Raw genomic sequence first — 12,106 nt, forward strand, 5'->3', positions numbered from 1 at the left:
AGCCTTGTTCCAGGGGAGTTCGCAACATGTATCGTTGGTTAGCCGAAAAGCTGGGGAATGTCAGCGTCAAAACCAAGCTGGCGGTGGGCTTTGGCCTGGTATTGCTGTTGACACTGATGATCACCTTCACCGGCTGGAGCGGCCTGGGCGACGTGATCAGCCGTGGTGACAAGCTGGGTTACATCTCCAGCCTCAACGGCTTGACCAAAGACCTGCGCCTGGCACGCCTTGACTACGAGATGCGCCGTGGCGAACAAGGCCCGACCGCCGTCAGCGAACTGCTGAACAAGCTGGACACTGGCCTGAAGACCGCACGCAGCCTGATCGAACAACCCACGGATGCCGCCCTGGTCGATGAGCAATTGGTCGCCGTGGACCAGTACAAGCGCGCGTTCAACGATATGGTGCAGGCAGGCACCAACCGCGAAAATGCCCGCAGCAAGCTGGGCGATACCGCCGATAATGCGGTACTCAAGGTCAGCGAAGTGGAGAAATCCCTGCTGCAAGGCGACAGTGTCACGCTGTTCAACAGCGTGGTGGACCTGAGCAAACTGATCCAGCAAGCACGCTTCCAAGTACGGGGCTACACCTACAGCGGCAAGGTGGAGGCCGAGCAGCCCGCGCTGGATGCCATCGACAACGCGCTGAAAAAAATCACCAGCCTCACCAGCCAAATACCTGATCAGTATTCAGCCAACCTGCAACAGGCCAGCGTCTCACTGCAAGCCTACCGCGCCGCCGTCAGCCAATACCGCGACTCTCAAGTGGCCAGCGCAGCGGCACTCAAGACCATGTCTGCCCAGGGCGATATCCTGCTGGGCCACAGTGACAAACTGACGGTTTCCCAGACCGCGGTACGCGATGCGGATGCCGCGCAAGCCAAATACTTGCTGCTAACGGCCACCGTGCTGGCGCTGATCTTCGGCCTGGTTGCCGCCTGGGCCATCACCCGCCAGATCATCCTCCCCCTGAACCAGACCCTGCAGGTCGCCGAGCGTGTCGCGTCGGGCGACCTGAGCCACAACCTCACCTCCTTGCGCCAGGATGAGCTGGGCCAATTGCAACGCGCCATGCAAAGCATGACCGTGGGCCTGCGCGAGTTGATCGGCGGCATCAGCGAAGGGGTCACCCAGATCGCCAGCGCTGCCGAGCAACTGTCGGCCGTGACCGAACAGACCAGCGCCGGGGTCAACAGCCAGAAAGTCGAGACCGACCAGGTGGCCACCGCCATGAATGAAATGGCCGCTACCGTGCAGGAAGTGGCGCGCAATGCCGAGGAAGCCTCCGAAGCCGCAGTGGCCGCCGACCAGCAGGCCCGCGAAGGCGACAAAGTGGTCGGCGAAGCGATCGCCCAGATCGAACGCCTCGCCACTGAAGTCGGCAACTCCACGGTCGCCATGGCCGATCTGAAGCGCGAAAGCGACAAGATCGGCAGCGTGCTCGATGTGATCAAGTCCGTGGCCCAGCAAACCAACCTGCTGGCGCTCAACGCAGCCATTGAAGCGGCACGGGCCGGTGAGGCCGGACGCGGTTTCGCGGTGGTGGCCGATGAAGTACGCAGCCTGGCCCAGCGCACCCAGAAGTCCACCGAAGAGATCGAAGAGCTGATCGTCGGCCTGCAAAGCGGCACCCAGCAGGTAGCGAACATCATGGACAACAGCCGTGGCCTCACCGACAGCAGTGTCGAGCTGACCCGCCGCGCCGGCAGCGCCTTGGAGAACATCACACGTACGGTCTCGACCATCCAGGCGATGAACTCCCAGATCGCCACCGCCGCCGAGCAGCAAAGCGCCGTGGCGGAAGAGATCAATCGCAGTGTGTTGAACGTGCGCGATATCTCCGAGCAGACGGCTTCGGCCAGTGAAGAGACCGCCGCATCGAGTACCGAACTGGCGCGCCTGGGCACTCATCTCCAGGCGCTGGTCGGCCGCTTCAGGGTCTGACCCCTTCCCCGCGTGGCGACCCGCCCTGGGTCGCCGCCTGCAATCTGTGAAATTTCCTACGCATTTATCAGCCCCACCTCTGCGCCGAGAGAACTAGCGTTCAATTCAGCTCAATGTGCCTGCGCACGTTGAGAACGCCCACTGTTCACTTGTCGGAGGTTGATCATGCTTCGTCGAATGACTTACCTGCTGGGTGACGCCAGTGTCACTCTCAAACTGGCCCTGGGCTTCTCCCTGGTCCTGGCATTGAGCCTTGTGATTGCCGTGACTGGCTGGCAAGCGCTGGCCGCGTCCCTTTACCGCTCGCAGACCCTGACCGTGCTCGCGCAACTGGCCGTGACGGGTGAAGAACTGCGGGCCGACAGAATCGTCTACCGAACCCTGGACGATACCAACAGCCTCAACAAATTGAGCGTGAGCATAGAAAAAATCGACGGATTCCTGAGCGAGCTTTCCAACCGGCTCAAAGTCCCCAAATCCATTCAATACCTGCAGGAGATGACCCGCCTCTCCGCAACGTTCAAAACCACGCTCAAGGAGGTGCCCGCCCTGGTCGAGAAACGTGAGAGTGCCCGTGAACAACTGAAGCAGAGCTCCGTACGCACCGGCGACGTGCTGGCACAACTGGCCAGCGACTTACCCGACCAGGAGGATGAAAAAGCCCTCGATGCCATCGAAAACCTGCGCCAGGCCATAGAGCAGGCGGAGGATCGCGCCCAAACCCCTGCCTGGGCCGCCAGCTCGCTGGATGCCTACGCCCAGGCCGTCAGCGACGCCGAGCGCAACCTCGAACTCGCCCAGGCTGGCGTAGCAAAATTGCCGGTCGACAGCGGCGCCCTGAAAAATACCGTGCTCAGTATCCGCACCCACCTCACACGCCTCAAGGACACGCAACTCACAACCGAGGGCGCGCAAAAGCAATTGGAACAGCAACTGGACGAACTGCTCGCCCAGAGCGACCTCTTGAGCCAGGACCAGACTCAGCGGCGCGAACGCGAAGCCGAACAGGCCCGCACCCAAACCCTTGGTACGACCGCTGCCGCCTTGCTGCTGGGCACTCTGGCAGCCTGGCTGATTGCCGGGCAAATCGTGAAACCGCTGCGCAAAGCGCTGTCCGCTGCCAATCGCATTGCCCAAGGCGACCTGAGCCAAGATGTGCAGTCCCGACGGCGTGACGAGTTGGGTCAACTGCAACGCAGCATGAGCCAAATGACGCTGAACCTGCGGGGGCTGATTGGCAACATCAGCGACAACGCGCGGCAAATTGCCAGCGCCGCCGAGGAGCTCTCCACCGTGACCGAACAAACTCGCGCAGGGGTGAATAATCAGCGCGATGAAACCGAGCAGGTCGCCGCCGCCATGAATCAGATGCTCGCCACCGCCCAGGAGGTTGCACGCCACGCCGAGCAGGCTTCGCTCGCCGCCGGACAGGCCAATCAACAGACTGAGCTGGGCGATCAGGTGGTGACGGATGCCGTGGCGCAAATCGAGCACCTTGCCCATGAAATGGCGCGCGCAGGCCAGGCCATGATTGGGCTGCAACGGGAAAGCCAGAAAATCAGCAGCGTGCTGGATGTGATCAAGTCCGTGTCACAGCAGACCAACCTGCTGGCGCTCAACGCCGCGATAGAAGCCGCACGGGCCGGCGAGGCCGGTCAAGGCTTCGCGGTGGTCGCCGATGAGGTGCGCGGTCTCGCCCAACGGACCCAGCAGTCCGCCGAGGAGATCGAAGAGCTGATTGGCGGCCTGCACAGCGGTACACAACAGGTGGCCGACATCATGGACTACAGCCGCACCCTGACCGACAACAGCGTCGGCCTGGCCCGTAATGCCGGGGACTCCCTGACGGAGATCGCCCGCACGGTGTCGGTCATCCAGGAAATGAACCCGCAGATCGCCGCTGCCGCCGAGGAGCAAAGTGCGGTGGCCGAAGAGATCAATCGCAGCGTATTGAAGGTACGCGACGCCTCGGAGCAAACCGCCGCCGCCAGTGAGCAGACGGCAGCGGCCAGTATCGAACTGGCGCGGCTGGGAACGGATTTGCAGCAATGCGTGGGGCGGTTCAAGGTATGAACGCCCCGCGCCCTATAGCACCTGGCGCAGGAACGCCTGGGCGCGCGGGTCTTTGGGCGCCGCGAAGAACTCGGCCGGGGCCGCATCTTCCAGCAACTTGCCATGATCGAAGAACAGCACCCGGTCCGCCACTTCACGGGCAAAACCCATTTCGTGAGTGACGCAGACCATGGTCATGCCTTCCAGGGCCAGGGTCTTCATCACGTCCAGCACTTCGCCGACCATTTCCGGGTCGAGGGCCGAGGTGGGCTCGTCGAACAGCATCACCTTGGGCTCCATCGCCAACGCCCGGGCAATCGCCACGCGCTGTTGCTGGCCGCCGGAAAGCCTTGATGGAAACTCGTTGGCTTTCTGCGCAATGCCGACCTTTTCCAGCAGCGCCAGGGCCTTGGCTTCGCGCTCCTTCTTGCCGCGCTTGCGCACGACTTTTTGCGCCAGGCACAGGTTTTCCAGCACGGTCATGTGGGGGAACAGGTTGAAGTGCTGGAACACCATGCCGACTTCACGGCGATAGGCATTCACATCGGTTTTCGGGTCGGCCAGTTGCAGGCCATCGATGCTCACCGAGCCCGAATCGAATTCTTCCAGGCCATTGAGGCAACGCAGGAACGTGGACTTGCCGGAGCCGGACGGGCCGATCACCACCAGCACTTCGCCCTTGGCCACCTGGGTGGTCACATGGTCCACCGCGCGCACCACATGCCCGCGGGTATCGAAGACTTTTACCAGATCGCGGACTTCAATCACTTTGGGCGAGCCTCCGCTCAAGCCGGCTGGCCATTTTCGACAGCGGCAGGTTGATCAGCAGGTACAGCCCTGCGACGCAGAACAGGATTTCAAACGGCGAGAACGAGGTGGTGATCACTTCGCGACCGCTTTTGAGCAGCTCGGTAATCGCGATCACCGAGACCAGCGAGGTGTCTTTCACCAGGCTGATAAATTGCCCGGCCAGCGGCGGCAACACGCGCTTGAAGGCCTGCGGCAGCACCACATGACGCATCGACTGGCTGGCGCTCAGGCCCAGGGAGCGAGCCGCCTCGTTCTGGCCACGGGTGATGGACTGCACGCCGGCACGGACGATTTCCGCCACATACGCGCCGGTGAACAGCGACAGCGCGGCGATCCCGGCGAATTCCCGGGACAGGTTGAGCACCGTGCCGATAAAGAAGTAGAAAATAAAGATCTGCACCAACAGCGGCGTGCCACGCACCAGCTCGACGTAGATCGTCGACAGATCGCGCAGGGTCGGGTTATTGGACAGTCGGCACAACCCGGTGGCAAGACCGATCGCCAGGCCGAGAATCCCGGATACCACCGACAGCCACAACGTGGTCCACAGGCCCCACATCAAGGGGCCCAACGCCCAATGGCGGTTAACCCCGATGACGTCGCCTTCGGCCACATCATCGCCGCGCGCCACTTGCAGGCTGTTGTCGGCCACGCTCACGCGCTGTTCGACGCCGGCATCGTTGCGCAGGGTGACTTCGGCCACATCGCCCTTGCGGACCAGCTCCACGACAGTGGAGATGTCCGCAGCGCGCTGGGACTCTTCGGCCTGGTAGGCGAAGTATTGCGGGACCCGGTTCCAGCGCCACTCGTAGGACATCAGCGAGGTGGCGTAATACAAGGCGCCGGCCAGGCCGACCAGCACGACGACGGTCAGCAGGTGCCAGGGCCATTGGGCTTTTTTCTGTTTCATCTACTCAGCATCCAAAAAAATCGAGGCCCGCACACCTGAGGTGGCGAGCGGGCTCCCCACAGCAAGCCCTCTCACACCAGAAAACAGTCCCGCTTTATTCCATGTCCTTGAGCCACTCGGAGCTCTTGAACCACTTGTCATGGATGCGATCGTAGGTGCCGTCGTTCTTGATCTGGTGCAGGAAGTTGTTGATGAAGTTGATGCTGTCGTAGTCACCCTTCTTCAGGCCGAACGCCAGGGGTTCAAAGGTGAAGGGTTCTTCGAGGAACACCAGCTTGCCGTTACCGACTTTTTTCTCGGCGACCACGTTGTACGGCGCGTCATACACGAAGGCATCGGCCTTGCCGTTGACCACGTCCAGCACACCTTCCTGCTCGTTGTCATAGCCGTGGTACTTGGCCTTGGAGATCAGCTTCTTGGCGACCATCTCACCGGTGGTGCCGAGCTTGGAGGTCAGGCGGTACTTCTCGTCGTTCAGGTCTTTGTAGGACTTGATGGTGCCTTCCAGCTCCTTGCGGATCAGCAGGGTCTGGCCAACCACAATGAAGGGTTCGCTGAAGTTCAGGCGCAGGTTGCGTTCCTGGGTCAGGGTCATGCCACTGCCGATCATGTCGAACTTGCCGGTGAGGAACGCCGGGATGATGCCGTCATAGCCGGTGGACACCAGCTCCAGCTTGACGCCCATGGACTTGGCCATGGCCTTGAGGATATCGACCTCGAACCCAATGATTTCGCCGCGTTTGTCGGTCATTTCGAACGGCATGTAGGTCGGGTCCATGCCGACTTTCAGCGTGCCGCGCTTGACCGCATCATCGATGGCACCGGCCTGGGCGGCATTGGCCGAAACCAGCGCGGCGACGCCGAGCAGCAGCATCGAAAGATACTTTTTCATCATCAAGTCCCCTGAACGATTCTTATACGGTCGGCGCGCAAAAGGGCTGCACCAATTCGGGGTGCGATCCTAACCCACTCATTGCCTGTCACAAAGGTTTCACGGGTATTTGTTATCTGCGTATGTCGGAAAAGTCCCACAACAACGCAGCCAGCTGCTGGGATAGACGCTTGCGTTGGCAGCGCTGGCAACGGATTGATGTGTAAGAAGTTATGACTTCCAGTCGACCTCTACCAGCCAGTCCATGTCCTTGAACCACTTGTCGTGCAAGCGATCGTAGGTCCCGTCCTGGGCGACTTGATTGAGGAAATGGTTGATCCAGTTGAGGCTGTCAAAATCGCCTTTCTTCACGCCAAACGCCAAGGGCTCAAAGGTGAACGGCTGTTCAAGCGCCAGCAGCTCGCGGTTTTCCGGCAGGCTCAGGGCGATCAGGTTGTAGGGCGCATCATAAATAAAGGCATCGGCGGCACCGTTCACCACTTGGCGCACAGCTTCCCGGGGCGTTGCAAAACTGCTCAAGCGCGCCGCCCCCAGGAAGCGTTGCGCCGCCGCCTCGCCAGTGGTGCCCTGGACGGTGGTGACACGGTAAGTGGCGTCGTCCAGGTCTTCGACACTGGCGACCTTGTCCTTCAGGCTGGGGTGCAGCAACACGGTTTGCCCCACCACGATAAAGGAGTCGCTGAAATTCAGCTTCAGGTTGCGCTCCTGGGTGACGGTCATGCCGCTGCCGATCAGGTCGAACTTTTTCGCCTGCAGCCCAGGCAGCAACTCGGTATAGGGCACGCTGACCAATTCAAGCTCAACGCCCAGGGCCTGGCTCATCACCTTGAGCAGGTCGATTTCAAAGCCAACGATACGACCCTCTTTATCGGTCATTTCAAAGGGGACATAGGTGGGCGTAGTACCCACTTTCAACACACCACGCCGAACCGCATCGTCGATGGCACCGGCCTGCACCAGACCAGCGTGAATCAATGCAATAACGCCGATCAGCAATGCCGAACAATACCTTTTGATCATGAATCCCCCTGTGACCGAGTCAAATTTGGGGGGCGATCCTACCCCACTCGCGGGCACGCAAATACGCCTCGGACAAGGGACTTTTGTTTCGAAATAACAAGGAGTTAGGGCGGTAGAAAAACGCTGTAGGACCAGCGCTTCGAACGCCCCCGAAGTGAACCCTCGGGGGCGTCTGAATCAGGCCGGTTGGGCCTGGGACGACAGCGGTTGCAGCGGCAGTAACGGCGCGTGCGGGTCGGCCTTGATCGAGTTCCGCCAGGCAGCGAGCCACTCGGCATGCCCTTCGCTCCAGACCTGCTCATGCAAGCGGGCCAGGGCTACCGGGTCGCTGAGCAACGCCAGGCGTTCGCCGTTGTTGAGGCCGGCAGGGCCGACTTTCAACGCGTGGCGCACACGTTCGGTACGCAGGTACTCGATGGGCTCGGCCTGACCGTGACGCGAGGTCGCCAGGGCACAGGCCAGTGCGTTCTGCTGCGGGTCGACCACCGAGCGCACAAAGCCGTCTTTCAGCGCGTGCCAACGGTTTTCGTGGGTGTACTTGTCGGTGGACAGCAACGCTTGCGGCGGATTGTATTCCTCAGGGATCAGGAACAGGCTCTCATCGCGGGACTTCAGTCCGAGGTTGACCCGGCTGGAGATCACCGACACCGGGATCGACAGCATCAACGAACCCACGATCGGCACCAGCCACCACAGGAAGCTCGGGTTCAACCACACCACCAGCAGGGCCCAGAAGAAGCCAAGCAGGGTCTGCGTGCCGTGACGCTTGATCGCTTCGCCCCACGGGGTGGAGTCGTCGTCACGCTGCGGCGAGTTCCAGGTCGCGGCCCAGCCGAGGAACGCGGCGAGCACGAAACGGGTGTGGAAAATCATCCGCACCGGCGCCAGCAGCATGGAGAACAGCATCTCCAGCAGCATGGACATCGTCACCTTGAACTTGCCACCGAACTCTTTCGCGCCCTTGGCCCAGATCAGGATGATGCTCAGCAATTTCGGCAGGAACAGCAGCACGATGGTGGTGGAGAACAGCGCCACCGCCTTGTCCGGGTGCCATTGCGGCCACAGCGGGTACAACTGGCGTGGCGCCATGAAGTACTGCGGCTCCATCAGGGTGTTGACCGCCAGCAAGGCCGTCGACAGCACCAGGAACAGGAACCACAACGGCGCCGACAGGTAGGACATCACACCGGTCAGGAACACCGCGCGGTGCACCGGGTGCATGCCCTTGACCAGGAACAGGCGGAAGTTCATCAGGTTGCCGTGGCACCAGCGACGGTCACGCTTGAGTTCATCCAGCAGGTTCGGCGGCAGTTCTTCGTAGCTGCCCGGCAGGTCGTAGGCAATCCACACGCCCCAGCCGGCACGGCGCATCAGCGCCGCTTCAACGAAGTCGTGGGACAGGATGGAGCCGGCGAATGCACCTTTACCCGGCAATGGCGCCAGGGCGCAGTGCTCGATAAACGGTTTCATGCGGATGATCGCGTTGTGACCCCAGTAGTGGGATTCACCCAACTGCCAGAAGTGCAGGCCGGCGGTGAACAGCGGGCCGTACACCCGGGTGGCGAATTGCTGCATGCGCGCATACAGGGTGTCCATGCCCGACGCACGCGGCGCGGTCTGGATAATCCCGGCATCCGGCGTGGCTTCCATCAGGCGCACCAGGCTGGTCAGGCATTCGCCGCTCATCACGCTGTCGGCGTCGAGAACCACCATGTACTTGTAGTCGCCGCCCCAACGACGGCAGAAGTCGTCGAGGTTGCCGCTTTTACGCTTCACGCGACGGCGACGGCGGCGATAGAAGATCTTGCCGAAGCCGCCCGCCTCTCGGCAGACGTCGAGCCAGGCTTGCTGCTCGGCGATGCAGATGTCGGCCTCGTTACTGTCGCTGAGCACGAAGAAGTCGAAACGATCGAGGTCACCGGTGGCGGCCACCGATTCGAACGTCGCGCGCAAACCGGCGAATACCCGCGGCACGTCTTCGTTGCAGATCGGCATGACCAGCGCGGTGCGCGCGTCTTTCGGGATCGGCTCGTCGCCGGCACTTTTACCGGAAATCCGGTATTTATCGTGGCCGGTGAGCAGTTCGAGGAAGCCCATCAATGCAGTCCAGAAACCGGCCGAGACCCAGCAGAACAGGATCCCGAACATGATCAGGATGCTGGTCTGCAGGGCGTAAGGCAGCACCTGGGTGGCGGTTTGCAGCAGGGTCTGGTTGCGGATCTCGTCGAAGTCGACCAGCGACCAGCCCTGGTAGGGCATGATGCCTTTCATGTACCAGCCGGCCACGATGGTCTGGCCGAGCATCAGCACCAGCAGGATATAACGACGAATCGAACCCACGGTACGCCAGCGGGCCGCCGGCAATACGCGCTCATCCTTCGGCGGGGTCGGCGGGTTGCTGCGGCCGGTGATCCGCCGCCAGCCGCGCACCAGGATATTGGTGCGCCACGGTTCAGGCACCACGCGGGTACGGCGGATGGGCGGCGTGGCCTTGAGGCACACGCGCCCACTGGCGTCGAGCCCGAGCATTTCGGCGTCTTGCAGCTCTTCGGCCGTGCTGAGGGTCAAGCGGGGACCCACCGACGCCTGGGCGGCGTCGACGGGTGCATCGAACGCCTTGGACGACAAGCGCTCGTGCAACTCGGTGAAGGATGTGCAGCCCGCCAACTCGGCGCGCTGCTCAGCGGTCATCGGAAGATGCGCCAGGTACTCGGAGAGAGTCTCTGGCTGGACTTGAGAATTACTCATCGGCAGGCAACTGATAGCTCCAGGTTTCGGTCAGGACTTGCTCGGTCTTGATCGGCTCCGGTGTGGCTGGGGCAGCTTCTGGCTGCTTGGCTTCCTTGTCTTTCGCGTCTTTCTTGGCCTGTTTCTCGTGTTGCTTGGCCAGGACCTTGTCGGCCTTCAGCACCTGGGTCGAAACATGCTCAGGCTCAGGCGGCGTGATGTCCTGGACCAGGGCTGCACGCATCTCGGTCGGCTTGCCTGCGTCCTTGATCTTCATACGCAGGGTCAGGCGCCAGCCTTTGGTGTGTTCGTTGTAGCGCACGCTGTTTTCTACCAGCTCGGCATTGTCACTCACGCTCACCTGGCTGCGCACCGGGGCGTCCGGCAGCAGTTTCTTCAGGGACGGGCCCTCGAAGTCCACCAGGTACGCCACGCTGCCATCCGGCTGACGGATCAGGTTGGATTGCTTCACATCACCGGTGGAGCGCAGGGTCTGCTTGACCCAGGCGCTGTCCGGCGAGTGGAACGCGGCATCATCGAGGGTCCAGTGCAGGCGGTAGGCCACTTCCAGCGGCTTGCCGACTTCCGGCAACTCCGCCGGGCTCCAGAATGCAACGATGTTGTCGTTGGTTTCGTCGGCAGTCGGGATCTCGACCAGGTCGACGGAGCCCTTGCCCCAGTCGCCTTCAGGCTCGATCCACGCGCTTGGACGCTTGTCGTAGTTGTCGTCGAGGTCTTCATAGTGGCTGAAGTTGCGACCCCGTTGCAGCAGGCCGAACCCACGCGGGTTCTCCACGGTGAAGTTGCTGACCGACAGGTGTTTAGGGTTGTTCAGGGGGCGCCAGATCCACTCGCCGTTGCCGGCATGGATCGACAGGCCGCTGGAGTCATGCAGCTCGCGACGGTAGTTGAGCACCTTGGACGGCTGGTTGGCGCCGAACAGGAACATGGAGGTCAACGGGGCAACGCCCAGTTTGCTGACCTTGTCACGCAGGAACATCTGGGATTTCACATCGACAACCGTGTCGGTGCCCGGACGCAGGATCAGGCGATAGGCGCCGGTCGCACGTGGGGAATCCAGCAGGGCAAAGATCACCAGGTGCTTGTCACCCGGTTTTGGACGCTCGATCCAGAACTCGGTGAAACGCGGGAATTCTTCACCCGACGGCAGCGCGGTATCGATCGCCATGCCACGGGCGGACAGGCCATAGACCTGGTCCTTGCCGACGACGCGGAAATAGCTGGCGCCGAGCATGGTCATGATTTCGTCTTGCTTGTCGCCCTTGTTGATCGGATACAGCACACGGAAACCGGCGTAACCCAGCTGCTCGGTGGCTTTAGGATCAAACTTCACGTCACCGAAATCGAAGCGAGTCGGGTCGTATTTGATTTCCTGGACGCTGTCGGCGGTCACTTCGTTGATTTTCACCGGTGTATCGAAATGCATACCCTGGTGATAGAAGGACAACTTGAACGGGGTGTTCTGATCGGCCCATTCGGCTTTTTCGTTGCGGAAACGAATCTTCTGGTAGTCCGCGAACTTCATTTCGCGGAATTCGTTCGGCAGATTGCTGCGCGGAGCTTCGTATTTCTGCCCGGCCAGCTCTTTTGCCTTGGCCGACACATCATCCAGACTGAATGCCCACAGTTGACCCGCGCCGAACAGGCAAAACAGGGCAGAGCCCGTCACCAGTGCGTTTCGTAACCGTTTGGCAGACAATTTTGGTGCATTACAGGGACTAACAATCACGA

General features: G+C 61.4%; 7 protein-coding genes and 2 pseudogenes. 3 read left to right on the top strand and 6 right to left on the bottom strand.

The window, feature by feature from the left end; genetic code table 11:
• Positions 1-116: 116 nt before the first annotated feature.
• From C8K58_RS33065 to C8K58_RS09970, 3 genes and pseudogenes are all read left to right on the top strand, one after another.
• Positions 117-1,085, top strand: a pseudogene (locus tag C8K58_RS33065) (methyl-accepting chemotaxis protein); the annotation flags it as partial.
• Positions 1,086-1,229: 144 nt separating this feature from the next.
• Positions 1,230-1,943, top strand: coding sequence for a methyl-accepting chemotaxis protein (locus tag C8K58_RS33070; protein ID WP_371921651.1), 714 nt, complete (start codon positions 1,230-1,232; stop codon positions 1,941-1,943).
• 165 nt (positions 1,944-2,108) lie between these two features.
• Positions 2,109-4,016 (top strand): methyl-accepting chemotaxis protein, encoded by a 1,908-nt coding sequence (locus C8K58_RS09970; protein WP_027605037.1) that lies wholly within the window; start codon positions 2,109-2,111, stop codon positions 4,014-4,016.
• A gap of 12 nt (positions 4,017-4,028) precedes the next feature.
• Here the strand turns inward: C8K58_RS09970 and C8K58_RS09975 are convergent, their stop codons facing one another.
• The 6 genes and pseudogenes from C8K58_RS09975 to C8K58_RS10000 all read right to left on the bottom strand — a co-directional run bounded on the left by C8K58_RS09975 (position 4,029) and on the right by C8K58_RS10000 (position 12,047).
• Positions 4,029-4,763 carry an amino acid ABC transporter ATP-binding protein gene (locus C8K58_RS09975; protein ID WP_027605038.1) on the bottom strand — a complete coding sequence of 245 codons (735 nt, stop codon included), beginning with the start codon at positions 4,761-4,763 and terminating at the stop codon, positions 4,029-4,031.
• Positions 4,756-5,715, bottom strand: a complete 960-nt coding sequence (locus tag C8K58_RS09980; protein ID WP_065925730.1) for an amino acid ABC transporter permease — start codon at positions 5,713-5,715, stop codon at positions 4,756-4,758. Before C8K58_RS09980 ends, C8K58_RS09975 begins: the two co-directional genes overlap by 8 nt.
• 94 nt (positions 5,716-5,809) lie before the next feature.
• Entirely contained in the window at positions 5,810-6,607 is a 798-nt protein-coding gene (locus C8K58_RS09985) for a transporter substrate-binding domain-containing protein (RefSeq protein WP_108573668.1), read from the bottom strand.
• 210 nt (positions 6,608-6,817) lie between these two features.
• The gene (locus C8K58_RS09990; RefSeq protein ID WP_027605041.1) at positions 6,818-7,627 is read right to left on the bottom strand and encodes a transporter substrate-binding domain-containing protein; all 810 of its coding nucleotides are present in this window, start codon (positions 7,625-7,627) and stop codon (positions 6,818-6,820) included.
• Positions 7,628-7,802: 175 nt separating this feature from the next.
• Positions 7,803-10,375: pseudogene (mdoH, locus tag C8K58_RS09995) on the bottom strand (glucans biosynthesis glucosyltransferase MdoH); the annotation flags it as partial.
• On the bottom strand, positions 10,368-12,047 hold the full coding sequence (locus C8K58_RS10000) for a glucan biosynthesis protein G (RefSeq protein WP_222935589.1): 1,680 nt from the start codon (positions 12,045-12,047) through the stop codon (positions 10,368-10,370). The pseudogene mdoH and the gene C8K58_RS10000, both read right to left, overlap by 8 nt.
• Between the last annotated feature and the right edge of the window lie 59 nt (positions 12,048-12,106).

The organism is Pseudomonas sp. GV047 (genome assembly GCF_003058245.1).
Classification (GTDB): domain Bacteria; phylum Pseudomonadota; class Gammaproteobacteria; order Pseudomonadales; family Pseudomonadaceae; genus Aquipseudomonas; species Aquipseudomonas marginalis.

Bases quoted from the DNA above. Each gene is read 5' to 3' on its own strand.
- C8K58_RS33070 (WP_371921651.1), top strand. From the start codon at position 1,230: ATGAATGAAATGGCCGCTACCGTGCAGGAAGTGGCGCGCAATGCCGAG.
- C8K58_RS09970 (WP_027605037.1), top strand. From the start codon at position 2,109: ATGCTTCGTCGAATGACTTACCTGCTGGGTGACGCCAGTGTCACTCTC.
- C8K58_RS09980 (WP_065925730.1), bottom strand. From the start codon at position 5,715: ATGAAACAGAAAAAAGCCCAATGGCCCTGGCACCTGCTGACCGTCGTC.
- C8K58_RS09985 (WP_108573668.1), bottom strand. From the start codon at position 6,607: ATGAAAAAGTATCTTTCGATGCTGCTGCTCGGCGTCGCCGCGCTGGTT.
- C8K58_RS09990 (WP_027605041.1), bottom strand. From the start codon at position 7,627: ATGATCAAAAGGTATTGTTCGGCATTGCTGATCGGCGTTATTGCATTG.